Origin of the sequence: Phaeobacter inhibens DSM 16374 (assembly GCF_000473105.1) — a bacterium.
GTDB lineage: Bacteria > Pseudomonadota > Alphaproteobacteria > Rhodobacterales > Rhodobacteraceae > Phaeobacter > Phaeobacter inhibens.
In genome coordinates, this window is sequence record NZ_KI421498.1 from 58411 (window position 1) to 82753 (window position 24343).

Annotated in this window: 20 protein-coding genes; 16 read left to right on the forward strand and 4 right to left on the reverse strand. The window is 60.6% G+C overall.

Going from position 1 to position 24343, the window contains the following annotated elements; translation table 11 throughout:
* Nucleotides 1-82 precede the first annotated feature (82 nt).
* The 5 genes from INHI_RS0103880 (at nucleotide 83) to INHI_RS0103900 (ending at nucleotide 3375) form a co-directional block, all read left to right on the forward strand.
* Nucleotides 83-331: an accessory factor UbiK family protein gene (locus INHI_RS0103880; RefSeq protein ID WP_027246793.1), complete on the forward strand. Its 249-nt coding sequence runs from the start codon at nucleotides 83-85 to the stop codon at nucleotides 329-331.
* 374 nt (nucleotides 332-705) lie between these two features.
* On the forward strand, nucleotides 706-1206 hold the full coding sequence (locus INHI_RS0103885; RefSeq protein WP_014875375.1) for a type III secretion system chaperone family protein: 501 nt from the start codon (nucleotides 706-708) through the stop codon (nucleotides 1204-1206).
* Nucleotides 1207-1263: 57 nt separating this feature from the next.
* Complete coding sequence (gene proC / locus INHI_RS0103890) at nucleotides 1264-2091, forward strand: pyrroline-5-carboxylate reductase (RefSeq protein ID WP_027246794.1); 828 nt, start codon at nucleotides 1264-1266, stop codon at nucleotides 2089-2091.
* Nucleotides 2084-2422, forward strand: a complete 339-nt coding sequence (locus tag INHI_RS0103895) for a tRNA-binding protein (RefSeq protein ID WP_014875373.1) — start codon at nucleotides 2084-2086, stop codon at nucleotides 2420-2422. Before proC ends, INHI_RS0103895 begins: the two co-directional genes overlap by 8 nt.
* 26 nt (nucleotides 2423-2448) lie before the next feature.
* Nucleotides 2449-3375: a 2-hydroxyacid dehydrogenase gene (locus INHI_RS0103900; protein ID WP_051338943.1), complete on the forward strand. Its 927-nt coding sequence runs from the start codon at nucleotides 2449-2451 to the stop codon at nucleotides 3373-3375.
* A gap of 63 nt (nucleotides 3376-3438) precedes the next feature.
* Here the strand turns inward: INHI_RS0103900 and INHI_RS0103905 are convergent, their stop codons facing one another.
* Nucleotides 3439-4038 carry a thymidine kinase gene (locus INHI_RS0103905; RefSeq protein ID WP_014875371.1) on the reverse strand — a complete coding sequence of 200 codons (600 nt, stop codon included), beginning with the start codon at nucleotides 4036-4038 and terminating at the stop codon, nucleotides 3439-3441.
* A 377-nt stretch (nucleotides 4039-4415) separates the two neighbouring features.
* Here INHI_RS0103905 and INHI_RS0103910 point away from each other — a divergent pair, with 377 nt between their 5' ends.
* Both INHI_RS0103910 and arsH read left to right on the forward strand, forming a co-directional pair.
* Nucleotides 4416-4877, forward strand: coding sequence for a hypothetical protein (locus INHI_RS0103910; protein ID WP_014875370.1), 462 nt, complete (start codon nucleotides 4416-4418; stop codon nucleotides 4875-4877).
* Nucleotides 4878-4899: 22 nt separating this feature from the next.
* Nucleotides 4900-5628 carry an arsenical resistance protein ArsH gene (arsH, locus tag INHI_RS0103915; RefSeq protein ID WP_027246796.1) on the forward strand — a complete coding sequence of 243 codons (729 nt, stop codon included), beginning with the start codon at nucleotides 4900-4902 and terminating at the stop codon, nucleotides 5626-5628.
* Nucleotides 5629-5727: 99 nt separating this feature from the next.
* Here arsH and INHI_RS0103920 read toward each other — a convergent pair whose 3' ends face one another.
* Nucleotides 5728-6852, reverse strand: coding sequence for a beta-ketoacyl-ACP synthase III (locus tag INHI_RS0103920; RefSeq protein WP_014875368.1), 1125 nt, complete (start codon nucleotides 6850-6852; stop codon nucleotides 5728-5730).
* Between the two features lie 210 nt (nucleotides 6853-7062).
* Here INHI_RS0103920 and INHI_RS0103925 point away from each other — a divergent pair, with 210 nt between their 5' ends.
* From INHI_RS0103925 to INHI_RS0103940, 4 genes are all read left to right on the forward strand, one after another.
* Nucleotides 7063-7560 (forward strand): MarR family winged helix-turn-helix transcriptional regulator, encoded by a 498-nt coding sequence (locus INHI_RS0103925; RefSeq protein ID WP_027246797.1) that lies wholly within the window; start codon nucleotides 7063-7065, stop codon nucleotides 7558-7560.
* 3 nt (nucleotides 7561-7563) lie between these two features.
* On the forward strand, nucleotides 7564-8607 hold the full coding sequence (locus tag INHI_RS0103930) for an efflux RND transporter periplasmic adaptor subunit (protein WP_036766903.1): 1044 nt from the start codon (nucleotides 7564-7566) through the stop codon (nucleotides 8605-8607).
* An 11-nt stretch (nucleotides 8608-8618) separates the two neighbouring features.
* Nucleotides 8619-11663, forward strand: a complete 3045-nt coding sequence (locus tag INHI_RS0103935) for an efflux RND transporter permease subunit (RefSeq protein WP_027246799.1) — start codon at nucleotides 8619-8621, stop codon at nucleotides 11661-11663.
* 590 nt (nucleotides 11664-12253) lie between these two features.
* Complete coding sequence (locus tag INHI_RS0103940) at nucleotides 12254-12967, forward strand: trypsin-like serine peptidase (RefSeq protein ID WP_014875364.1); 714 nt, start codon at nucleotides 12254-12256, stop codon at nucleotides 12965-12967.
* A 113-nt stretch (nucleotides 12968-13080) separates the two neighbouring features.
* Here INHI_RS0103940 and glyA read toward each other — a convergent pair whose 3' ends face one another.
* Entirely contained in the window at nucleotides 13081-14403 is a 1323-nt protein-coding gene (glyA, locus tag INHI_RS0103945) for a serine hydroxymethyltransferase (protein WP_027246800.1), read from the reverse strand.
* A gap of 118 nt (nucleotides 14404-14521) precedes the next feature.
* Here glyA and INHI_RS0103950 point away from each other — a divergent pair, with 118 nt between their 5' ends.
* Nucleotides 14522-15403 (forward strand): LysR family transcriptional regulator, encoded by an 882-nt coding sequence (locus tag INHI_RS0103950; protein WP_027246801.1) that lies wholly within the window; start codon nucleotides 14522-14524, stop codon nucleotides 15401-15403.
* Nucleotides 15404-15484: 81 nt separating this feature from the next.
* Here the strand turns inward: INHI_RS0103950 and carB are convergent, their stop codons facing one another.
* Nucleotides 15485-18844 (reverse strand): carbamoyl-phosphate synthase large subunit, encoded by a 3360-nt coding sequence (carB, locus tag INHI_RS0103955; RefSeq protein WP_027246802.1) that lies wholly within the window; start codon nucleotides 18842-18844, stop codon nucleotides 15485-15487.
* 188 nt (nucleotides 18845-19032) lie between these two features.
* On the opposite strand from carB, the gene INHI_RS0103960 reads away from it, so the two are divergent.
* From INHI_RS0103960 to INHI_RS0103980, 4 genes are all read left to right on the forward strand, one after another.
* Nucleotides 19033-20184, forward strand: a complete 1152-nt coding sequence (locus INHI_RS0103960) for an aminodeoxychorismate synthase component I (RefSeq protein ID WP_027246803.1) — start codon at nucleotides 19033-19035, stop codon at nucleotides 20182-20184.
* Complete coding sequence (locus INHI_RS0103965) at nucleotides 20127-20780, forward strand: aminotransferase class IV family protein (RefSeq protein ID WP_027246804.1); 654 nt, start codon at nucleotides 20127-20129, stop codon at nucleotides 20778-20780. The genes INHI_RS0103960 and INHI_RS0103965 overlap by 58 nt, the downstream gene beginning before the upstream one ends.
* 167 nt (nucleotides 20781-20947) lie before the next feature.
* On the forward strand, nucleotides 20948-22726 hold the full coding sequence (gene aspS / locus INHI_RS0103970; protein ID WP_027246805.1) for an aspartate--tRNA ligase: 1779 nt from the start codon (nucleotides 20948-20950) through the stop codon (nucleotides 22724-22726).
* Between the two features lie 207 nt (nucleotides 22727-22933).
* Nucleotides 22934-24331 (forward strand): DUF1800 domain-containing protein, encoded by a 1398-nt coding sequence (locus INHI_RS0103980; protein WP_027246807.1) that lies wholly within the window; start codon nucleotides 22934-22936, stop codon nucleotides 24329-24331.
* Nucleotides 24332-24343 lie beyond the last annotated feature (12 nt).

A 24343-nucleotide genomic window follows, 5' to 3' on the forward strand; every position in this document is an offset into this window, starting at 1 on the left:
TTTACGGGGGCTGGGGTGTCAACGGCTTGCCGCCGCCGATGTTGATGCCCATATAGGGGGCAAGGCAGACATGGAGAAGACAATGCAGACGCGCAACAAGATCATGGATGATATTTCTCAGCTGATGACCAATGCCATGGGCGTGGCCCATGGCGCGCGGGAAGAGGCAGAGACCGCAATGAAAGGGCTGATCGACCGTTGGCTTGCGGATCGCGATTTCGTGACCCGAGAGGAGTTCGACGCGGTGCGCGCCATGGCGCAGAAAGCCCGCGAGGAAAATGAAGCATTGAAAGCGCGGCTTGATGCGCTGGAAACGGGTAAATCCGACTGACGCGATCCCGGTGCCGTAGCTGCGGGTGACACCCAGGCCACGGCTAAAATATCCGATCTGCAATATTCATTGGCGCACGGCCCCATCTGGGCTGTGCGCCATTCTTCTGCGGGCGTGCGGGGCGCAGTGCGCGGTCTTGATGCCTGCAACGGGGGCACATCTCACGCTCACGACTGTGTCACGATATTTTGAGTGCATGGGCCGTTCGTCCACAACTTATTGCAGTTATCCCCAAATAAAGGGTTGCCAGACTCTCTCGCTGCCTCCACCATATCTAGTAGGAGAAGAGGCAAGTCTCCTCTCCTTATTGAGCAGGCCGCTAGCAATTGGGGGTGCCCCGCATCGCTTTTGCTAGAGATCAGAGAGGTGGCAACATGGCTCTTTCCGAACATTTTCTGGAAGACGAAATTCACCCTATCGACATCGTCGAACACTTGGCCTCGGACCACGATTGGGACTTCGACCGCATCGGCGACGATCAGATCGCAATGGCGGTGGAGGGTCAGTGGCGAACCTATTCGCTGACACTGGCGTGGTCCGGCTATGAAGAAACCCTGCGGATGGTGTGCAGCTTTGAGATGGAGCCGCCAAAGGACCAGCTGCCAAGGCTTTATGAGCTGATCAACGAGATGAACGATCAGTGCTGGGCGGGCGGTTTTACCTTCTGGCCCGACCATAAGCTGATGCTTTATCGTTATGGGTTGGTGCTGACCGGGGGGCAGGTGGCCAGCCCGGAGCAGATCGATACGATGATCAACTCCGCCGTCGCCAATTGCGAACGCTATTACCCGGCCATCCAGCTGATGGTCTGGGGCGGGCAGGCGCCGCGTGACGCGCTTCAGGTCGCCATTGCAGAGGCTTACGGGCGCGCGTAAACCTTTCCCCGAACCGGTCCCGCATGGGGCCGGAGATCCGATTAGGGGAGGGGAAAGATGCAGGTATCAGAGATCGCAGCGCGCGGTATCGCGCTTTTGGGCTGCGGCAAGATGGGCTCGGCCATGTTGGCGGGCTGGCTTGACCGAGGGGTATCTCCGGAGGCTGTCTGGGTGATCGACCCCAACCCGTCCGAATGGCTGCGTCAGACAGGTGTCCACATCAACGCGCCGCTGCCAGAGGCCGGTGAACAGGCCCCTGGCATTGTGCTGATTGCGGTCAAGCCGCAGATGATGGGCGAGGCCCTGCCGCAGCTACAACAGCTGGGTAACGGCAAGACGCTGTTCATTTCTGTGGCTGCGGGGACCTCAATCGCGACCTACGAGAGCCTGCTTGGGGCCGAGACGCCGATTGTGCGGGCGATGCCGAATACACCGGCTGCGGTCGGGCGCGGCATCACCGCGATCATCGGCAACGCCTCTGCATCTGCGGACGACGTGATCCGCGCGGATACGTTGCTACAGGCAATTGGCCAGACTGTCCGGCTGCAGAGTGAGGCGCAGATGGACGCTGTCACCGGGGTCAGTGGCTCCGGCCCGGCCTATGTCTTTCACCTGATTGAAACCCTTGCAGCAGCCGGCGAGGCCGAAGGGCTGCCCGCAGAGCTGGCCATGCAGCTGGCCAAGGCCACCGTTGCGGGCGCAGGCGCACTGGCCGAAGCAGCGGAGGAAACCCCTGCAGAGCTGCGTATCAATGTGACCAGTCCCAATGGGACCACGCAGGCCGCACTTGAGGTGCTGATGGACGAGGACAACGGCTTCCCGCCCTTGCTGCGGCGCGCGGTGGCGGCGGCCTCCAACCGGTCAAAGGAGCTGTCTCGTGGATAACATCAGTTTTGACGATTTTCTGAAGGTCGATATCCGCGTCGGCGAGGTTGTGCGTGCTGAGGACTACCCCGAGGCCCGCAAGCCCGCGATCAAGATGTGGGTGGATTTCGGCGATGAAATCGGCGTCAAGAAAACCTCGGCGCAGGTCACGGCACATTACACCCCGGAAAAACTCCTGGGTAAACAGGTGATGGCAGTGGTCAATTTCCCGCCCCGTCAAATTGGCAAATTCATGTCAGAAGTGCTGGTTCTGGGGCTGCCGGATGAGGCTGGCGAGATCATGCTGATTGGCCCGGATGGGGCTGTACCACTCGGAGGGCGGATGCATTGAGCGGGAAACTCTGGATCACTCGCCCGATGACCGCTGCCGTTGAGGCGCGCGCCCGGTCTGAGTTTGGCGCTGAAATCCGGCAGGAGACAACACCACTAACCGCCGGGGAACGCCAGCGGGCGCTGCGCGAGTTTGATGTCGTGGTGCCCACCCTCGGCGATCAGTTTGACGCGGCGAGCTTTGCCGGCGTCTCCGCACCGCGGTGCAGGCTGTTGGCCAATTTTGGCGTTGGCTACAATCACATAGACGTAGAGGCCGCGAAAACTGCGGGCATTGCTGTCAGCAATACACCGGGGGCCGTCACTGACGCCACCGCCGACACCGCGATGACATTGATGCTGATGACCGCGCGCCGGGCAGGTGAGGGGGAGCGACTGGTCCGCTCAGGTCAGTGGCAGGGCTGGCACCCGACCCAGATGCTGGGGCTGCACCTCACCGGCAAACATGTCGGCATCGTCGGTTTTGGCCGTATTGGTGAGGCGATCGCGCGGCGCTGCCATTTTGGTTTTGGCATGTCGGTGAGCTATCTGGCGCGCAGTGAGAAATCACCGGGCTTCGCGGTGACCCGAGCCGACAGCCTGATCGACCTCGCGGCAAATGTTGATGTTCTGGTACTGGCGGTGCCGGGCGGTGCCGGGACACGGCATCTGATTAATGCAGACGTTCTGGCGGCGATGCAGCCTGAGGCACTGCTGATCAATATCGCCCGTGGCGAGGTAGTTGATGAGGCGGCGCTGATCGCGGCCCTTCGGGCACGGAGGCTCGCAGGGGCCGGTCTCGACGTCTACGAATTTGAACCAGAGGTGCCGTTGGCGCTGCGTCAGATGGAACAGGTTACGCTCCTGCCACATCTGGGCACAGCCACGGAGGAGGTGCGCAGCGACATGGGGCATCTGGCGCTGGACAATGTAGCGGCCTTCCTTGCGGGAAACGCCCTGATTTCGCCGGTTTAGTCGCGTGATGAGGTGAGGGCACGGGCCATGCGTGCCCCACCCGCACTGACTAATCCGCGCACGTCAGTCAGACTTCTCCGCAGGCAGGTCGCCCGTGGCCTGACGCCAATGCCGCCTGCAGAGCGACAGATAGGTCTCGTTGCCGCCGATCTGCACCTGCGCGCCCTCGGTGATGGTCTGGCCATTTTCGTCCTGCCGGATCACCATAGTGGCCTTCTTGCCGCAGTGGCAGATGGTGCGCACCTCGCGCATTTCATCAGCCAGCGCCAGAAGCGTCGCCGATCCCGGAAACAGCTTGCCCTGAAAATCGACCCTGAGCCCGTAGCACAGCACCGGCACCCGCAGATCATCCACCACCCGTGCCAGATCCCAGACCTGATCCGGTGACAGAAACTGCGCCTCATCGACAAAGATACTGGCGACTGCGCCCTTGGCTAGACGGTTACTTACCTTGTCATACAGGTTCTCGCCGGGGCGAAACATATCCGCCTCCGCACCAATCCCGATGCGCGAGGCGATCCGTCCCTGACCGGCGCGATCATCCAGCGCCGCGGTCAGCAGATAGGTGTCCATATCGTTCTCGCGGTAGTTATGCGAGGCTTGCAAGAGCACCGTCGATTTGCCGGCATTCATGGTGGAGTAGTGAAAGTAGAGCTTGGCCATGAGGGTGATTTAGCCGCAGTGTCCGCTGGAGGAAACGGTTTTCTGCACCATATGACGGAATGTCAGGGCAGGTTTGGGGGACCGCCCATGAAGCACCCTGCACGCAGATGTCGGTCCGAGGCGAAACAACCCGAGAAACGAACCACACGACACCCGCGGCAGGGTGCAAACTGGACGGAAATTGCCCACCAGCGAAGGCCCACGAAACACGCCTCCGCCCCCAACACGTTTCCCTGCCGTAAGGCCTGAATCAGCGCTGTAAGTCCCTTAAAACCTTAGGGATAGAAATAGGTTCGCATTTCCTTTAAGTGTCGTGAATGGGAAATTAACGCGTTTCTTCCCCAATGGGGTCGCGGTCATATGCAGGTAGAATTTATATGGCAGATATAGGTACTTATCTAAAAAAACACACCGAGGCGCTGGTCAAGGATGTGGGGATCGAGGCGGCCTGCCAGATCACAGGGAAATCCAAGGCGACGCTTGGCCGGTATTACTCGGATAATGCCGAACACGCCGATCGCTTCATGCCGGTTGATGCGGTGGCCAAGCTTGAGGCGGCTGCCTCCTTTCCGCATGTGACCTCCGGTCTGGCGGATCTGAAAAACATCACGCTGTCGTATTGCGAGGCGAGCCCGGCGTCAGAGGCGCGCAGTGGCGGCGTTAATGCGGATGTGATCGCACTGAGCCAGCGCTTCGCCACCTTGATGAGCGAATATCAGGAGGCGATGGCCGATGGGATTATCACCATCAACGAGGCCAAGCGGCTGCTGCGTGAAACGGTGATGCTGCAACAGGTGCTGCTGGATATGAAACTGCATCTGGAAGAAGAGAGTGGCTGAGATGTCAACGGGGAAGGCAGCGATGCCTGACGCACGAGCGGCTGAGGATCTGCCTGCACTCGTGGACGCCGCATTGCCGCAGATTGATGTAGCTGGTCTGGCGGCGGCAGAGGATCCGCAGCATCCACCACGTATTCTGCTCCTTTACGGGTCGTTGCGGTCTGTAAGCTATTCGCGCAAAGCGGCCGAGGAGGCTGCGCGGATCCTGCGCGCATTGGGCTGTGAGACGCGGATTTTTGACCCCAGCGGCCTGCCGCTGCCTGATGACGCCGGATCTGAGGACCACCCTAAGGTGAGCGAACTGCGCGATCTGGCTGTCTGGTGCGAAGGCATGGTCTGGTCCAGCCCGGAACGCCATGGCGCGATGACCGGCATCATGAAGACACAGATCGACTGGCTGCCGCTGTCGCTGAAGGGCGGTATTCGCACCACGCAGGGCAAGACGCTGGCGGTGATGCAGGTCTCCGGCGGGTCGCAATCTTTCAATGCGGTCAATCAGATGCGTATTTTGGGGCGATGGATGCGGATGATCACCATTCCCAACCAGTCCTCCATTCCCAGGGCCTGGCTTGAGTTTGGCGAAGGTGAGCGACTGCCTGACGGGCCGTTCTATCGCCGGGTCGTCGACGTGATGGAAGAGCTGGTGAAATTCACCTGGCTGACCCGTGGCCGCAAGGAGTATCTGGTCGACCGCTATTCAGAACGGGTTGAGGACGTTGAGGCCGTGCATCAGCGGGTGTCGCAGAAATAGCCCGGACCGTCAGACGCTCAGTTATGAAACAGGGCCTGCCACACTCGGCAGGCCCTTTTCTATGGCTCATGTTCTGTACTCAGGCGAGGCTGCGAAGCCTCAGGCAACGCGGCGCAGGATCACCGAACCCACGGAATAGCCCGCCCCAAACGAGCAGATCAGCCCCAGATCCCCGGCCGACAGATCATCGGAGTATTTGGAGAAGGCGATGATCGACCCGGCTGAGGATGTATTGGCATAGTCCTGCAGGATGTTGGGCTGTTCACCGGCCTCTGGCGTACGACCCAACACTTTTTTGCCGATGAAATCATTCATCGTCTTGTTGGCCTGATGCAGCCAGAGCCGTTTCAGATCTGTGTTTGAAACCCCTTCAGCTTCCATATGCTCGGCGATGTGCTGGCTGACCATTGGCAGCACCTCCTTGAACACTTTGCGCCCGTTCTGCATGAACTGCATGTCGCGGCGATCCTCAACACCATCCGGGCGAGAGCGGCGCAGGTAGCCATTGTTGTTGCGGATATTGTTGGAGAAGCTGGTGGCACAGCGGGTCGAGAGGATCTCGAAATAGGCTCCCGTTGCGTCTTCGCTGCGCTCGATCAGGGTCGCCGTCGCCACATCGCCGAAGATAAAGTGACAATCGCGGTCGCGCCATTCCAGATGGCCCGAACAGATCTCGGGGTTCACCACCAGCGCCGAACGGATCGACCCCGACCGCACCATATCGGCCGCGGCCTGAATGCCAAAGGTGGCCGAGGAACAGGCCACATTCATATCGAATGCGAAGCCTTTGATGCCAAGCAGGTCCTGAATTTCGATTGCCAGCGCAGGGTAGGCGCGTTCCATATTGGAAGCGGCGCAGATCACGGTATCAACATCGGCAGCGGTCTTTCCCGCCTGCGCCAGCGCCTTTTTCGCGGCATCCAGCGCCATCTCTGCCATGATCGAAGGCTCATCATCACCGCGCTGGCGCAGCAGCGGGTGCATCACCTCAGGATCCAGAACGCCGCTTTTGTCCATCACGTAACGCTGCTCGATGCCGGAGGCCTTGAGGATGAATTCCTCGGAGGAATGCGCCAGAGGCTCCATCTCGCCTGCGGCAATTGCCTTGGCATTTTCGGCATTGGTCTTGTCTGCATAGGCATTGAATGCCGCGACCAGCTCGGCGTTTGTGATCGTCTGTGACGGGGTGAAGACGCCCGTGCCGGTGATGGCGGGTGTGAACATGCGCTGGACCTTCGGGTGGTTTTCAAAAAGTGCTGCATATCTGGGCATCTTCCCCCAGTCAGGTCAAGTCTGGCCCATTGTTCATGGCAATAGTGGCCCCTACGTCAACGCCACGGGGAGGGCGCGGGAGTGGGTTTGAGGGCGTCAGGAAACTTCCCTCCTTGAATAGTTCGAATTTTGAAGTATATGCGCTCTAAAGGCGGTGGCGGAATGATTCGAGAATCCGACAAGATCTTTGACGATGACACTGGCCAGCATCCGCGTGAGATCCGTCCGGAGGTCTGCGCGATGTTGGGTGTCTTTGCGCTCTACTGGCGCATTGATGCCTGCATTGAAGACAGCGTTGAAATGCCCGAATTGAGCCGCATGGAATGTCACACCCTGGTGCGTCTTGGCACCCCATCCCGCATGGGTGAGCTGGCGCGAATGCTGCAGACTGTTCCCTCTTCCGTGACCGCAGCGGCAGACCGGCTGGAACGGCAAGGATTGGTCAGGCGCAGCCGCGATCCGCAGGACCGGCGCGCCTGGCTTTTGTCGCTGACGCCCGACGGTGTGGCCAAGCGGGATCGCCTGGTCGCGGCCATGTCGGAGTTGTTTCAGCGTATTTCCGGGCTTGATCCGGATGAAATCCACCAATTTGCGGCCCTATCGGCCAAAATCCATGACACTGTTATAGCGGCGGACGCGAATCCGCTTCGGAAGGAGTAACTTATGCAGCTGAGTTTGAGAGCAATCGCTGGTATCGCCGCGCTGATGCTGGTGGGGGTACCAGCACTGGCCGCTGATGCCCTGAAACCTGTTAAACTGATGGTAACACAGTCCGGTGCGATGCCCATTCACCGCGAATTCTACGGTCAGGTCGCCGCTAAGGAAACGGTTGATCTGGCGTTTCAGGTTGGCGGCCAGGTGGTGAAGTTTCCCGTGACCGAAGGCGCCTTCGTGCCGAAGGGAGCGCTGATTGCTGAATTGGACCTTGAACCGTTTGAGCTGAAACTTGGTCAGGCCCAGCTGCAAAAGGAACAGGCGGATCGAACGGTGACGCGCCTTGAAAAACTGACCGGCACGGTCAGTCAGGTCTCCATCGACGACGCCGAAACTCAGGCGGGTCTGTCCCGCATTGCCCTGCGGGATGCGGATTATGCGCTCGAACATGCAACTCTGAACGCCCCTTTTGATGCGCTGGTTTCCAGCCGTGAGGTGGCGTTGTTCAGCACTGTCAGCGCGGGTGCGCCCGTTGTGCGTCTGCACGATATGTCGGAACTCCACATTGAGGTGGACGTGCCCGAGGTGTTGTTCCAGCAGGGGGAAGACAATGACGCCCTGACGATCACCGCAACCTTCCCGGGCAGCGATACTGCATATCCGTTGGAAATCCTGGAATTCGACGCGGAGGCCAGCAGTGTTGGCCAGACCTACCGCGTGACTTTCCGCCTGGACCCGCCGAAGGATCGCCAGATCTTCCCCGGCGCGTCGACGACAGTTCGGGTCACCGTGGATACAGGCGCATCGGCCATCGTGGTTCCGCCCACCGCAATTGTGCCCGCAGCCAATGGGGAAACCGGCGTGATGCTGTTTTCACCCAAAGGTGGCGATGAGGGCACCGTGACCTGGACCAAGGTTGAAACCGCTGCCACCGATGGTGGCCGGATTGAGATCACCTCCGGTCTGCAGGGGGGCGAAGAAATTGTGCTGACCGGCGGCGGCGCGCTCGCCGATGGAGAGGCCGTGCGCCGCTTCACTGGCTTCACCAACTGAGGGCGGATTTCATGGACATTGCACGCGGGTCGATCAATCGGCCGCTCTATACGTGGATCATCATGCTTGCCGCCCTGTTTGGCGGCATCTGGGGGTTCCTGAACCTCGGACGGCTCGAAGATCCGGCCTTCACCATCAAACAGGCGGTGGTCATCACCCAATATCCCGGTGCCAGCGCTGAGCAGGTGGCGCTGGAAGTTTCCGAACCACTGGAATCGGCGATCCAGAAAATGGGTGAGGTGAAACAGATCACCTCAATGAACCAGCCTGGGCTTTCACGCATCGATGTTGAGATGCAGGACACCTTTGACGGAAGTGAGCTGCCGGCCCTCTGGACCAAGCTGCGCAGCGAGGTCGAAGATGCGGCACGCGACCTGCCCGAGGGGGTGAGCACCCCCTTCGTCAATGACGGCTTCGGGGATGTGTTCGGCGTGTTCTATGCCGTGACAGCCGAGGGGTACACTGATGCGGAGCGCCACGAACTGGCGACCTTCCTGCGACGTGAACTGCTGGCGGTGGACGGCGTGGCCGATGTGGAGATCGCGGGCCTGCCGGAAGAGGCGATTTTTGTCGAACCAAAGATGGCAATCACCGTAAATCAGAACATTCCGATCAACGCGGTCTCGAACGCTCTGGCCACGGCCAATTCGGTGCGCTCTGCCGGTCAGGTTGACAACGGACCCGTGCAGACCCGCGTCAGCGCGCCGGAAGGCTCCGACTCCGTGACGGAAATTGCCGGTCTCACCATTGGCTCTCAGGGTGAAGTCATCAATATCATCGACATGGCGGATGTCCATCGCGGTCGGGTTGATGACCCGTCCCAGATCATCCGCTTTGATGGTGTTGAGGCCTTCACCATTGGTATTGCGGGTCTGGCGACGGAAAACATTGTTGAGGTTGGCCAGCGGGTGGATGCGCGTCTGGCCGAGCTAGACAGCCAGATCCCTTACGGTGTTGAGCTGAAGCCGATCTACCAGCAGCATGTTGTTGTGGATCAGGCCTCCAATGACTTCCTGGTGAATCTTGCGATGTCGGTTGGCATCGTGGTGATTGTACTGGCGATTTTCATGGGCTGGCGGGCAGCCATTGTTGTCGGCACCACGCTTTTGCTCACGGTTGTCGGAACACTGATGTTCATGAATTTCTTCTCCATTGAAATGGAGCGGATCTCACTCGGCGCATTAATCATCGCGATGGGGATGCTGGTGGATAATGCCATTGTTGTGGCGGAGGGAATGCAGATCTCCATGGCGCGCGGGCGCAGCTCGCGCGAAGCTGCGCATGAGGCGGCGGCCAAAACCCAGATCCCGTTGCTGGGGGCAACCGTCATTGGCATCATGGCCTTTGCCGGTATTGGCCTCAGCCCGGATTCCACAGGTGAGTTCATGTTCTCGCTGTTTGCGGTGATTGGCATCTCGCTGCTGCTCAGCTGGCTTCTGGCGCTGACGGCAACGCCGCTTCTGGCTCACTATTTCTTTAAACAGGGGAGCGGTGACGATCATGATGCCTATTCCGGGATCCTGTTCCGCACCTACAGCAAGATCCTGCGGCTGTCGCTGAAACTGCGCTGGTTTGTGGTGCCGGGTCTTATCGCGATCACCGTGCTTTGCTTTATCGGCTTTGGGCAGGTGAAGCAGCAGTTTTTCCCTAACTCCAACACGCCGCTGTTCTTCGTGCACTACAAGCTGCCGCAGGGCTCGTCGATCACGACCACCTCAGAGCACATGCGTGTGTTCGAGGAGTGGCTGGCAGACCGGAACGATGTGGAAACGGTCACCACCTTCGTCGGGCAGGGGGCCACGCGCTTCATGCTGACCTATGATTCCGAAGATCCGACCCCCAGCTATGGGCATCTCATCATCCGGGCCACCAGCCTTGAGGCGATCCCAGCGCTGCAAGCGGATCTGGAGGTCTTTGGTCAGGGTCGCTTCCCCGAGGGAGAGTTCCGCACCAAACGGCTGGTCTTTGGCCCCGGTGGCGGCGCCCCGATCGAGGTGCGGTTTGCCGGGCCTGACCCTCGGGTGCTGCGTCAGCTGGGTGAGGAGGCAATGCTGCGACTGCAACAGGCGACACCAGATATCCTGAGCGTGCGACAGGACTGGCGCGAGCAGGAAATCACGTTGAAGCCGATTTATGCCACTGACAGGGCGCAGACCGCCGGTGTCACGCGGGAGGCGATTGCGGATGCGCTGCAGTTCTCCACCGATGGCCTGCGGGCGGGGGTGTTCCGCGAGCGGGATCGCTTGATCCCAATCGTTCTGCGCCGTGCCGAAGCCGGTGAGTATAATCTAATGGATCAGCTGGTATTTTCCGAGGCGGCAGGTAAATTTGTGCCGCTTGAGCAGATGGTCGACGGGATTGACGTGGTTGTCGAAAACACCCTTGTCCATCGCCGTGACCGGGTGCCTACGCTGACGGTCGGGGCGGACATCTCCGCAGATCTGACCGCAGCCAGCGTGTTCTCGCAGGTGCAGGACACCATTGAGGAGATCCAGCTGCCTGCGGGTTACACCATGGAATGGGGCGGGGAGCATGAGAACTCTGCCGACGCCAATGCCAGCCTTGGCAAGCAGCTCCCGGTCACGATCCTGATTATGGTGCTGATCTCGGTGCTGCTGTTCAACGCGATCCGCCAGCCGATCATCATCTGGCTATTGGTGCCGATGTCGGTGAACGGGGTGGTGATAGGCCTCCTTGGTACCGGTATGCCCTTCACCTTTACCGCGCTTCTCGGTCTGCTTAGCCTCTCTGGTATGCTGATCAAGAACGGTATCGTTCTGGTCGAGGAAATCGATCTGGTCCGGGCTGAGGGCAGACCCCTGCGCGAGGCCATTGTCGAGGCGTCAGTGTCGCGTCTACGCCCGGTCATGCTGGCAGCGGTCACCACCATCCTTGGCATGGCACCGCTGCTGACGGATGCGTTCTTCGTGTCTATGGCGATCACCATCATGGGAGGGCTGGCTTTTGCCACTGTTCTCACTCTGGTGGCCGCGCCGGTGTTCTATCTGATCTTCTTCGGGCGGGATGAGAAACGCGAACAGGCCGCTGCAGCCTGATCACGGCGCCTGATATCTCAAGAGAAAGCCCCGGTTGCAGAACCGGGGCTTTTTTGTCAGTTTGATCTCCTTCTGATTGCGGTGTGGGTTTTGCAGGGCAGCCTGTGAACCGGCATAAGCCAGGGGCACCGTTCTTGGTGTGGGGCAGATATCGGCGCCACGGCAGATATATTCGCCCCAAAACCCCGCGGTGACCCGAGGGTAATCTCTTAAGACTTATGCGGTGGCAAAGCGTCGACAGGATTCGCCCCAATCGCCGGTTGGGCGGGCCCAATTCCGCCTTAATCCCCGCGATTTCTTTCCAGATCTCAGCGCCAGACCCGTATCCACAGGGAAAATCGCACTGAAATCCTTGCTGGAAAAATGATATTTTTTCAGATGTTTGAGCGAAATTTCCCTAAAAATGTTCAGGAAGGTTAAGGAAAATATAGGGCTGCGGCAGCCCGGTGGCCGCAATAACTGCGCACGTTAACTGATTGTTAAGTATGTCACATTCTGCGCGCCTTTCTGACAGCTCTCCACAACTCCAAGCCGCATTCCAGCCTCAGCCGACCCCGAAGATGGCGATGTGGGAAAAATAGGAGTGGACCATGAAACGCATTATAGGGCTTATCGCCGCCGCCATTATTTCGAGTACAACCTTTAGCCTCTCTGCCGAGGCGCAGTCTGCAGGGGTCAGGGCCGTTCAGGGGTGGGAAGCTGTCGGGCGGCTCAACATCGCCGGGCGCAATATGTGTACCGGCAGTCTGATCGCGCCCAATCTGGTGCTGACGGCTGCGCATTGTCTCTACAATCCGCAAACGGGGCAGGCGGTGAACCCGCGAAGTATCAAATTTGAGGCCGGTCTCAATGGTCGCAGGGCCAAGGCATCGCGCCGTGTAGTGAAGGCGGTTGTTCATCCCGGATATCGTCACAATTGGTCCAGCCGCAGCGAAGCCGGCAGCGATATCGCGGTTTTGCGTCTGGATCGTCCGATTGCGGGCAGCCAAATCCGCCCCTTTGTATTGGCCGCAGCTCCAACACCGGGCGACAGCGTCGATGTGCTTTCTTACACCGTGAACCAGGCCACCCGTCCGGCCCGTGAACAAGGCTGCCGGATCCTGTCGACCAGAAGCGAAACACTGGTGACCTCCTGTCGGGTAGAATACGGCGCTTCCGGGTCGCCTGTGCTGCAGATGCGCAAAGGAGGCGCGCCGCTGCTGGTTTCCGTGATCTCGGCCAAGGCCCAGATAGGCCGCAAGCGCGTGTCGCTGGCCACCACCTTTGATGGATCGCTGCGCTCTCTGATGCGCCGCGCGGGCTGAGCCGGGCCTGCCCAGCCTCCGCTCCGTTTCCCACAAAAGCGTCCGTGGGAGGTGGGCCGCGTCCAATCAGCCCAAAACCCCGGAGCATCTGCTCCGGGGTTTTTACGTCTTGGCTACCGGGAGGCACGTCTGTTGACGAAGTGAAGCCGGTCAAACTGCCGCCGCCAAGCGGAAACCCGATCCAGCACCGCCTCCCCGCGCAGAGCGGCCGCGATCAGCGCCGCCAGTGCAGCGGCATCCTTGCTGGTCATACCCCAGCGCACCAGTTCTGGCGTGCCAATCCGCAGGCCGTTCATATCGCCCTCTACCGCGGGAATTGGCAGGCCGATCCCGCAGGCCAGAAACCCGTTCTTGCGCAGCAGCTTGGAAGCTGCCTGCCCACCACCATAGGGGGCTGCGCACAGGGCAAACTGATGGGACATGGTGATGCCATCGGCGGTTTTGAACAGTGGCAGGCCTTCCGCCTCCAGCGCGGCGGCAAGGCTCTTTGCCATCGCAATCATTTCGGATGCATAGGCCCGGCCGTGGTCACGCCAGTCCAGCAGGGTCACTGCGAGGGCTGCGGATTTTGCCACATCGAAGTTTGCCGTCATGCCGGGAAAAGCTATACTGTCCAGAGCCTTGGCGATTTCGGCGTCGTTGCTGACGATCAATCCACCGGCAGGACCGCCAAGGCTCTTGTAGGTGCTCATGGTCATGAAATGGGCGCCCTCGGCGAGAGGATCGGCCCAGGCCTTCCCCGCGATGATCCCACATTGATGGGCCGCGTCAAACATGACTTTGGCGCCAATCTGATCCGCGATCGCCCGGACGCCTGCGACGGGGTGCTCGAATAGGTTGAGACTGCCGCCGATGGTGATCAACTTGGGGCGCTCTCGCTCTGCGAGTTGCTGTAGGGCCTCCAGATCGACGGTATAGCCATCTTCAAGCACCGGCGCCTCGATACTGCGTAGCCCGTATAGCCCGGCACAGCCGGCCGCATGATGGGTCACATGCCCGCCGATGCTGGCGGGTGGTGCGATGATGGTGTCGCCCGGGCGGCAGGTCGCCATAAAGCCGTAGAGATTGGCCAACGCACCGGATGGCACCCGGATTTCGGAAAATTCCGCATCAAAGACCTCGCAGGCAAGACGCGCTGCGATGACCTCGATTTCTTCAATCGCTTCTAGCCCCATCTCATATTTGTCACCGGGGTGCCCCAGCGAAGGGCGTGACCCCAGACCTGAGGCAAGCAACGCCTCCGCCTTTGGATTCATCACATTTGTCGCGGGATTGAGGTTGAAGCAGTCTTCCTCGTGGATCACACGGTTTTCTTCGACCAGGGTCGCGATACGGTCCAGCAATTGATCGGACCCTGCACCGGCCGTGGCCCGGGTGATATCCTCGATACGGGTGATACTCGCTTCGGGAAGCCAGCTTTGGGGCGCTTGGGGCATCTGATCCTCCATCTATGGATAGCTCTGTCTGCAATCACTTTGTGCTCAACGGGCATGACCGGGCAAACCAGATTTGCTATTTGTTGGCGTAGAAAATCTAAGCCTGAAGCGAGCTGCCATGACTGTCTCTCCTCCACGCCCCAAGGGGCCACCATTGAACGCGATGCGGGCGTTTGAGGCTGCCGCGCGTCTCAACGGCTTCGTTGCTGCAGCACAGGAGCTGGGGGTGACCCCCGGCGCTGTGTCTCAGCAGGTAAAGGCGTTGGAAGACTGGACCGGCGCGCCGCTGTTTCAACGCAACCCGCAGGGGGTGGTGCTGACCGCGGCGGGGAAAGCACTGTTGCCAAGCTTCGTGGACGCATTTGATGCCCTCGGCGCGGCGACGCAAGCCTTGCGGTCGCTCCGACCGGTGCAGGATCTGCATATCGCGGCGTTGCCTTGCATTGCGCAACTTTGGTTGCCGCAGCGGCTGGATCGGTTGCGCATGGCGCTGCCGGATCTCAAAATCTCTGTCACAGCGATGGAGGAACCTCCAAATCTCAACCGGGAACTCTTCGACTTTGCGATTTTCTACGCATCACCTGATGAGCGCCCGGAGGCGGCGCTGGTACTGCAGGGAGACCGGATCTTTCCGGTTTGCGCACCGGCGGTGGCTGCGGGGCTGAACCACCCGGAGAACCTGCCGCAGTTCACCCTGTTGCAGGATCAGACCTGGGCCGGGGATTGGGCGCAGTGGAGCAAAAGCACTGGGCTTGCCCTACCAAATGCAGACAGCGGCCCGGCCTATTCGCTCTACAGCCTGGCACTGCAGCAAGCGATTGCCGGGGCCGGGGTATTGATGGGACATGAGGCGTTGGTTGCCGATGCGCTGGATCAGGGCAGCCTGATATGCCCGTTCAAAGATCTCAGCGCTGACAGTGGGCGCCAGCTTATCCTTGTTCAGCCGCCGCGTGCCCGAAGAGGTTCTGCGCATGAGACCATATTGGCACTCCTGCGCTAGAGTTCCGGTTGCAGATAGCAAAAGGCCCCGACGCGATGGCGGGGCCTTTTGAATGGTTCGCTTTATGCCAATGTCGGCAGATCAGCCCTGCAAGCTCTTCACCTCTACGTCACCCTCAGCCTGCGCCTTGATCGCGCGGGCGGCGGCATTGGCGCCGGCAGCGGTGGTGAAATAGGGGATCTTGTCATAGAGCGCGACGGACCGCATGTCCTTGCTGTCCTGTACGGCCTGCGCGCCTTCTGTGGTGTTCATCAGCAGCTGGACGTTGCCGTCCTTCAGCATATCGACCACATGGGGGCGGCCCTCATAGACCTTGTTCACCAGCTCACATGGTACGCCATGGCCGTCCAGCCAACTCTGGGTGCCGCGTGTCGCCACCAGGGTAAAGCCCTGTTCCACCAGAATTTTCGCAGCATCCAGCATCAATGTGCCCTTGTCGGCATCCTTGATCGAGATGAACGCGCGCCCTTCGGAGGGCAGCACCATACCGGCCCCCATCTGCGCCTTAAGGAAGGCGCGGGCAAAGCTGCGATCCCAGCCCATGACCTCACCGGTGGAGCGCATCTCCGGCCCCAGCAGCGTGTCAACTCCAGGGAACCGGGCAAAGGGCAGCACGGCTTCCTTCACGGAGAACCACGGCATATTCGGGTCTGCCAGCGTCATCGGATCCGCCATCGGTGTGTTCACATCGTAGCCTGCGTCCGGCTCATAGGGGGCGCGTTTGGGGAAATTCGACAGCGGCTCACCCGCCATCACGCGGGCGGCGATGGAGGCGATGGCGCTATCGGTGGATTTCGCCACAAACGGCACGGTGCGCGAGGCGCGCGGGTTCACTTCGATCAGATAGATCACATCCTTGCCGTCGGCATCGGGTTTCACTGCGAACTGGATGTTCATCAGACCGACCACGTTCAGCGCCTTGGCCAATGCGTTGGTCTGAGTCTTGACCTCTGCAATCACCTCTTTGGACAGGGAGTAGGGCGGCAGCGAACAGGCGCTGTCACCGGAGTGGACGCCAGCCTCTTCGATGTGCTGCATGATGCCTGCCACATGCACCTCAGTGCCATCGCAGATCGCATCCACGTCCAGTTCCACCGCGCCAGAGAGATAGCTGTCGAGCAGAACCGGGCTGTCCCCGGAGACCACAACCGCCTCGGCGATATAGCGTCTCAGCTGATCCATATCGCGCACGATCTCCATCGCGCGACCACCCAGAACGTAAGACGGACGGATCACCAGAGGGAAGCCGATCTCTTCTGCAATTTCAAGCGCTTGCGCATCTGTGGAGGCAATGCCGTTATGCGGCTGCTTAAGGCCGAGCTGGTTGACCAGCGCCTGGAACCGTTCGCGGTCTTCGGCCAGATCGATCGCGTCGGGGGAGGTGCCGAGGATCGGAATGCCTTCCTCTTCCAGCGCATTGGCCAGCTTCAGCGGAGTCTGCCCACCGAACTGCACGATGACCCCATGCAGGGTGCCATTTTCCAGCTCCTTGGTAAGGATTTCCATCACATGTTCGAACGTCAGCGGTTCAAAATACAACCGGTCAGAGGTGTCATAGTCGGTCGACACGGTCTCCGGGTTGCAGTTGATCATGATGGTTTCATAACCCGCGTCCGTTAGCGCAAAGCAGGCATGACAGCAGCAATAGTCAAACTCGATCCCCTGACCAATCCGGTTCGGGCCACCGCCGAGGATGACGACTTTTTTCTTGTCTGAAGGGCGCGCCTCACATTCAACATCGCCAAAGGCCGGAGCCTCATAGGTGGAATACATATAGGGTGTCTGCGCCTCGAACTCGGCGGCACAGGTGTCGATGCGTTTGAACACGGCATTGACGCCCAGTGCACGGCGGGCCGCGCGGATATCGCCCTCACGCTGATCGGTGAGCATGGCAAGACGCGCGTCAGTGAACCCCAGCATCTTGATCGCGCGCAGACCGTGTTCGTCCTGCGGCAGGCCTTCGGCGCGGATCTTGGCTTCGGCCTCGACGATTTCGCGGATACGGGCCAGAAACCAGGGGTCGAACTTGGTGACCGCGTGGATGTCATCATCGGACAGGCCGTGGCGCATCGCCTGTGCGATGGTGCGCATCCGGTCCGGGGTCTGCTGGCTGATTGCCTTGATCACCGCGGCCTTGCCATCGGTCTCATCTTCTGCACCCGGGATTGCCACTTCGTCAAAGCCTGTGAGCCCGGTTTCCATCGATGCCAGCGCCTTTTGCAGGCTCTCATGGATGGTGCGGCCAATGGCCATGGTTTCGCCGACCGATTTCATTGCCGTGGTCAGATAGGGCTCAGAGCCTGCGAATTTCTCAAAGGCAAAGCGCGGGATCTTGGTGACGACATAGTCGATGGTCGGTTCAAATGATGCCGGGGTTACGCCGGTGATGTCATTGTCCAGCTCATCCAGCGTGAAGCCAACCGCCAGCTTGGCGGCGATCTTGGCAATCGGGAAGCCGGTCGCCTTCGAGGCCAGCGCGGAAGAGCGCGACACGCGCGGGTTCATTTCGATCACCACCATGCGGCCATCGGCAGGGTTCACGGCCCACTGCACGTTGGATCCGCCGGTTTCCACGCCAATTTCGCGCAGCACCGCAATCGAGGCGGACCGCATCATCTGGTATTCTTTGTCGGTCAGCGTCAGCGCCGGGGCCACAGTGATCGAATCACCTGTGTGGACGCCCATCGGGTCGATATTCTCGATCGAGCAGACGATAATCGCGTTGTCGGCGGTGTCGCGCACCACCTCCATTTCGTACTCTTTCCAGCCCAGCAGGCTCTCATCGACTAGGATCTGATTAACCGGTGAGGCATCCATGCCGGAGCGGCAGAAGTGGATGTAATCTTCGCGATTATACGCAACCCCACCGCCGGTCCCGCCAAGGGTAAAGGCCGGGCGAATGATTGCGGGCAGGCCGATGTCTTCCAACTCGTCCAGGGCCATCTGAACACCTGCGTCCAGATCGGCATTGCCGTTATCTTTCTTCGGCGCAGTAATGATTGTGGCGCGGGGGTTCTCCAGCCCAAGCCGATCCATCGCTTCGCGGAACAGCTTGCGGTCTTCTGCCATTTCAATGGCTTCGCGCTTGGCGCCGATCATCTCAACATCGAATTTGGCCAGCACGCCCATCTCTTCCAGCGCCAGCGCGGTGTTCAAACCGGTCTGCCCGCCCATGGTCGGCAGCAGCGCGTCGGGGCGTTCTTTTTCGATGATCTTGGCAACCACTTCCGGTGTGATCGGCTCGATGTAGGTGGCATCCGCCAGACCCGGATCGGTCATGATCGTCGCCGGGTTTGAGTTGACCAGAATGACCCGGTAACCCTCTTCGCGAAGCGCCTTGCAGGCTTGCGCGCCTGAGTAGTCAAACTCACAGGCTTGGCCAATGATGATCGGCCCCGCACCAATGATCATGATCGATTGGATATCGGTTCTTTTCGGCATGGCCTGAATCCCTCTGATTTACGCGAGTCATGGGCACCCCCGTGCGCCCAAATTGTCCTGCGTTATAGGCACCGCGCCGAAAGGTTCAAGGGGGATCGGAAACCGAATTGGAAATGCCGCATCCATGCCTTTTGTTCGCATAGCGAACGGATATATGTGGAGAGGCTAGAGAAACGGAGCAGGCAGACGTGCGGATTCGCTTTGATCAGGGGCCAAAGGGGGCCGGTACATGTTTTGAAACCCCGCTGCGCATCATTCGCGCGGACGGGCCGGACGACGTGCCCGCCGCCTTGGCTGCACTGGATACGGCGCGGGACACGGGCCATTGGCTTGCTGGCTATGCATCGTATGAGCTGGGATATGCACTGGAGCCAAGACTGGCGAGCCGGATGCCAAAGGCGCGGCGGCTGCCGCTGATCTGTTTCGGGGTTTACGAAGCGCCCTCCTGCGGGGGCGGGCGGGCGTCGCCGGATCTGCCTGCAGGCGATGCGGGTCTTGAGGGCACAACCCCCCGCTGGACCTATGAACGTTACGCTCAGGCCTTCGCCGAGGTGAACCACAACATCGGCAAGGGCGACATCTATCAGGCCAATCTGACCTTTCCGATTGATGCTGGTGCCTATGGCACCGCTGAAAACCTCTATGCCGTATTGGAAGCCAGACAGGCCGTTGGCTACGGTGCCCTGATCGAACAGGACGGGTTGCCGGATCTGTTATCGCGCTCGCCCGAGCTGTTCTTTCGCACCGATGCTGACGGCGTGATTGAAACCCGCCCGATGAAAGGCACCCAGCCGCGCAGCGCCGATCCGGTGGAGGATGCCCGCCGCCGCGATTTCCTGCGCCAGGACGAGAAAAACCGCGCTGAAAACCTGATGATTGTCGATCTCTTGCGCAATGACATTTCCCGCGTGGCTGAGACCGGTTCGGTCCATGTGCCCGAACTGTTTGCGGTCGAGAGCTACGCGACGGTGCATCAGATGGTTTCCATGGTGCGCGCCAGATTGCGCCCCGACGCCGGGTTGGCAGAGATCTTTTCGGCGCTGTTCCCTTGCGGGTCCATCACCGGCGCGCCGAAAATTCGTTCGATGGAGATTCTGGCGGACCTGGAACCCTGGGCGCGTGATATCTACTGCGGTACTATCGGCTGGGCGGCACCGGATGGATCGTCCGAATTCAACGTGGCTATCCGCACGCTGATGCTGGAAGACAGCCGCGCGACGTTTAACGTGGGCGGCGGCGTGGTCTGGGACAGCACCGCAGAATCCGAATATGAGGAAGCGCTATGGAAAGCCCGGTTCGCCCACGTGACGCCATCCAGAACGATCCCGCTTTCCGCCTGATCGAGACGCTGGGCTGGCATCCGGGGCAGGGGTTCCGGCATCTGTCGCAGCATCTGGCCCGGATGGCGCGCAGCGCGGCAGCGTTTGACCTTGCCTTCGATCCTGAGGAGGCAGCGCGTGTCTTGGCTGAGGTGACGGGCACAGCACCGCTGCGCTGTCGCCTCACGCTGGGCGGACGGGGGCAGCTGGAGCTGGTCAAAGCACCGCTTGGTCCGACACCATCGCAATGGCGTCTTGCCATCGCAGCCACCCGGCTGAAGGCGGATGACCCTTGGCTGCAGCACAAGACCACCCGCCGCGCGCTCTACGATGCCGCGCGCGCGGCGCTGCCGGAAGGCGTGGATGAATTGCTGTTCCTGAATGAGCACGGCGCGGTTTGCGAGGGCACCATCACCAATATTTTCGTGACCCGCGCGGACGGGCTGGTGATCACGCCTCCGCTGGTCTGCGGCCTGCTGCCTGGGATCCTTCGGCAGATTATGCTGGACGGCGGCCAATGCACGGAGGCGGTGCTGCACCCGCAGGACCTGATGGAGGCAAAAGCCATCCATATGGGCAACTCCCTGCGGGGACTAATCCCGGCGCGGCTAGTATAGCCGGAATTGGAGGTTTCAGGCGTCAGACCACGCGGAAATCACCCAGTTTGCTTGACAACGCCGTCGCAAACTAGTGTACCACCCCGGACGCATTCCGCGCCGTTCTGGCGCATCTCCCGATTGACGGCCCGCCCGGTCATGCGACCGGTATAACGAAAGGTCACCCCATGCACGACTATCGCAGCCATACCTGCGCCGAACTCAACAAATCCAACGTCGGTGAGACCGTCCGCCTGTCGGGCTGGGTCCACCGGGTGCGCGACCACGGCGGCCTTCTGTTCATCGACCTGCGCGACCATTACGGTGTGACCCAGGTCATGGCCGACCCGGACAGCCCGGTGTTTGCCGAGATCGAGAAAGTGCGCTCCGAATGGTGTATCCGCATTGATGGCAACGTGAAGGCGCGCGACGAGAGCCTGGTGAACGACAAGATCCCCACCGGTGAGATCGAAGTCTTCATCCGTGACATCGAAGTCCTCGGCAAATCCGAAGAGCTGCCGCTGATGGTGTTTGGCGAACAGGAATATCCGGAAGAAACCCGTCTGCGCTATCGCTATCTCGACCTGCGTCGTGAGAAGATGCAGAAGAACATGCTCTTGCGCTCCAACATGATCCAGTCGATCCGGCGTCGTATGTGGGACAAGGGCTTCAACGAGTACCAGACCCCGATCATCACCGCCTCCAGCCCCGAAGGCGCGCGTGACTTCCTGGTGCCGTCCCGCCTGCACCCGGGCAAATTCTACGCGCTGCCGCAGGCGCCGCAGCAGTTCAAGCAGCTGATGATGGTCTCGGGTTTTGATAAATACTTCCAGATCGCGCCCTGTTTCCGCGATGAGGACCCGCGCGCCGACCGTTCGCCCACCGATTTCTACCAGCTCGACCTGGAGATGTCCTTTGTCACCCAGCAGGATGTGTTCGACACCATCCAGCCAGTGATGCAGGGCGTGTTTGAAGAATTCGGGAAGGGCCGCAAGGTCGACAGCGAATGGCCGCAGATTTCTTATAAAGATGCCGCCAAATGGTATGGCACCGACAAGCCGGACCTGCGCAACCCGATCAAGATGCAGGACTGCTCTGAGCATTTCCGCGGCTCAGGTTTTGCGATCTTTGCAAATCTTCTGGAAAACGAAGGCACGGAAATCCGCGCGATCCCGGCCCCCAAAGGTGGCAGCCGCAAGTTCTGCGACCGGATGAACAAATTCGCCCAGGGCGAAGGCCTGCCGGGTATGGGGTATATCTTCTGGCGCGATCAGGGCGAAGGCATGGAAGCGGCAGGTCCGCTGGCCAAGAACATCGGCCCCGAGCGCACCGAGGCGATCCGCCAGCAGCTGGGTCTCGGCGTGGGCGATGCGGCCTTCTTCCTCGGCGGTAAGCCGAAGGCGTTTGAAAGCGTTGCAGGCCGCGCCCGCACCGTGATCGGCGAAGAGCTGGGCCTGACTGATAAAGACCGCTTTGCCTTCTGCTGGATCGTGGATTTCCCGATCTACGAGAAGGACGAGGAAACCGGCAAGATCGATTTCGAGCACAACCCGTTTTCGATGCCGCAGGGTGGCATGGACGCGCTGCTGTCCGATCCGCTGGCGGTCAAAGGCTACCAGTACGACCTCGCCTGCAACGGCTATGAGCTGGTCTCGGGCGCGATCCGGAACCACAAGCCGGAGATCATGTTCAAGGCCTTCGAGATTGCCGGCTATGGCAAGGAAGAGGTCGAGAAGCGCTTTGGCGGCATGGTCAACGCCTTCCAATACGGCGCCCCGCCGCACGGCGGCTGCGCGGCTGGCATCGACCGCATGGTGATGCTGCTGGCGGATGAGGCCAACATTCGCGAGGTGATCATGTTCCCGATGAACCAGCGCGCCGAAGACCTGATGATGGCGGCCCCGTCAGAGCCGATGAGCGATCAGCTGATGGAACTGGGCCTGCGCGTGATCCCGCAGGATCAGTAATCCGACCACAACACTGTATCGACAGGCCCGGGCAAATGTCCGGGCCTGTTTCGTTCTGGGAGGTGGTTTCACGCGCCCAAGAGCTGGAATTTAAGGCGCTGTCGCTCTTGGCGGAGAGTTGCACGGCCGACAAATTTCCGCTGTGGGTCGGGGCCGCAATGCACTACCGTCTGAAGGCGACATCAGCTGAGAGAGGCTTGAACACCGATGCGCTTTGATCCGGAACTGGCAGAAATCCGCTTTGGCTGCGGTCTGTCGCCACGCCAAGCGCCGCCGACCGGGCCGCAGGAGATGCTCGCAGCCCTGCGCGCCCCGGATCGGGCGACCACGGATTGGCCGATACCTGGGTTCGATGGTGCCTTGGCTGATGCACGCGCCTATTCTGCGGCCCGCCGCGCCCGTAAGGCGGCCATCGCAGGTCCGCAGTTTGAGGCACGGAACAAGGATCTGAAACGCCAACGTGCCCTGATGCGGGATCATCAGGCCGACTGGTTCCTCCGCCGCCTCTTACGCTGCGTGACAACAGAGCATGGATTTCGGGAACGCCTCACCCTGTTCTGGGCCGATCACTTTACCGCGCAGGGCAAGATTGCCGCCCTGCGCTACGGCGCGACGCCCTACGTGGAAAGCGCAATCCGCCCCAACATCGCGGGGCGATTTGAGGATCTGCTGATTGCGGCGGTGACCAGCCCGCTGATGCTGCATTATCTCGACCAGCACCGGTCAACCGGTCCCAGTAGTCGCCGTGCCAAACGCGTGGCCCGCCGACAGGGGCGCGTGGTTGGCCTCAATGAGAATCTGGCGCGCGAAGTGCTAGAGCTGCATACGTTGGGGGTCGGGGCGCCTTACGGGCAACAGGATGTGCGCCAGCTGGCGGAGCTGTTCACCGGGATGATCTATAACATCGAGGATGGCTTTAAATTCGCGCCGGGTTGGGCGGAACCCGGTGCAGAGATCTTGCTGGGGCAGCGCTACGATGCGGAAATCACGGGGCTCGCGGCGATCAAACAGGCGTTACGGGATCTGGCCCGGCATCCGGCGACGGCGGATCATCTGGCGCGGAAGCTTGCGGTGCATTTTACCAGCGATACGCCGGACCCGACGCTGGTGGCGCATCTGGCAGACCGCTACCGGGCGACCTCGGGGGATCTGATACAGGTCTATGCGGCACTGCTGGAGCACCCGGCGTCCTGGCAGGAGGCACTTAGCAATGTCAAACCCCCCTTCGCCTATCTCGCCTCCGCCTGCCGGGCGCTGGCGATGCCCCCTGCGGCCCTGACCAAACTCAACCGCCCTCAGGTCAACCGGGTTTTCCTGCGGCCAATGCAGCGCATGGGCCAACGCTGGGAGTTTGCGGGCGGTCCCGACGGCTGGCCGGAGGCGGATGGCGATTGGATCACACCACAGGGATTGGCGGAGCGGTTGCGCTGGTGCATGTCGGTACCGACGCAGTTGATGGGAACGCTGCCTGCGCCGCTGGATGCCCTGCAAGACGCGCTTGGCAGTCGCGCTACCGCGCAGCTGCGGTTTGTTGCGACCGCAGCCGAGACCGAGCGGGAGGCGGTGGGACTGATCCTGGCCGCGCCCGCATTTCAGCGCCGTTGAGACGGAGAGCAC

Excerpts from the sequence above, each read along its gene's own strand:
- INHI_RS0103880 (WP_027246793.1), top strand. The coding sequence starts at position 83 with ATGCAGACGCGCAACAAGATCATGGATGATATTTCTCAGCTGATGACC.
- INHI_RS0103885 (WP_014875375.1), top strand. The coding sequence starts at position 706 with ATGGCTCTTTCCGAACATTTTCTGGAAGACGAAATTCACCCTATCGAC.
- proC (WP_027246794.1), top strand. The coding sequence starts at position 1,264 with ATGCAGGTATCAGAGATCGCAGCGCGCGGTATCGCGCTTTTGGGCTGC.
- INHI_RS0103900 (WP_051338943.1), top strand. The coding sequence starts at position 2,449 with ATGACCGCTGCCGTTGAGGCGCGCGCCCGGTCTGAGTTTGGCGCTGAA.
- INHI_RS0103905 (WP_014875371.1), bottom strand. The coding sequence starts at position 4,038 with ATGGCCAAGCTCTACTTTCACTACTCCACCATGAATGCCGGCAAATCG.
- INHI_RS0103910 (WP_014875370.1), top strand. The coding sequence starts at position 4,416 with ATGGCAGATATAGGTACTTATCTAAAAAAACACACCGAGGCGCTGGTC.
- arsH (WP_027246796.1), top strand. The coding sequence starts at position 4,900 with ATGCCTGACGCACGAGCGGCTGAGGATCTGCCTGCACTCGTGGACGCC.
- INHI_RS0103920 (WP_014875368.1), bottom strand. The coding sequence starts at position 6,852 with ATGTTCACACCCGCCATCACCGGCACGGGCGTCTTCACCCCGTCACAG.
- INHI_RS0103925 (WP_027246797.1), top strand. The coding sequence starts at position 7,063 with ATGATTCGAGAATCCGACAAGATCTTTGACGATGACACTGGCCAGCAT.
- INHI_RS0103930 (WP_036766903.1), top strand. The coding sequence starts at position 7,564 with ATGCAGCTGAGTTTGAGAGCAATCGCTGGTATCGCCGCGCTGATGCTG.
- INHI_RS0103935 (WP_027246799.1), top strand. The coding sequence starts at position 8,619 with ATGGACATTGCACGCGGGTCGATCAATCGGCCGCTCTATACGTGGATC.
- INHI_RS0103940 (WP_014875364.1), top strand. The coding sequence starts at position 12,254 with ATGAAACGCATTATAGGGCTTATCGCCGCCGCCATTATTTCGAGTACA.
- glyA (WP_027246800.1), bottom strand. The coding sequence starts at position 14,403 with ATGCCCCAAGCGCCCCAAAGCTGGCTTCCCGAAGCGAGTATCACCCGT.
- INHI_RS0103950 (WP_027246801.1), top strand. The coding sequence starts at position 14,522 with ATGACTGTCTCTCCTCCACGCCCCAAGGGGCCACCATTGAACGCGATG.
- carB (WP_027246802.1), bottom strand. The coding sequence starts at position 18,844 with ATGCCGAAAAGAACCGATATCCAATCGATCATGATCATTGGTGCGGGG.
- INHI_RS0103965 (WP_027246804.1), top strand. The coding sequence starts at position 20,127 with ATGGAAAGCCCGGTTCGCCCACGTGACGCCATCCAGAACGATCCCGCT.
- aspS (WP_027246805.1), top strand. The coding sequence starts at position 20,948 with ATGCACGACTATCGCAGCCATACCTGCGCCGAACTCAACAAATCCAAC.
- INHI_RS0103980 (WP_027246807.1), top strand. The coding sequence starts at position 22,934 with ATGCGCTTTGATCCGGAACTGGCAGAAATCCGCTTTGGCTGCGGTCTG.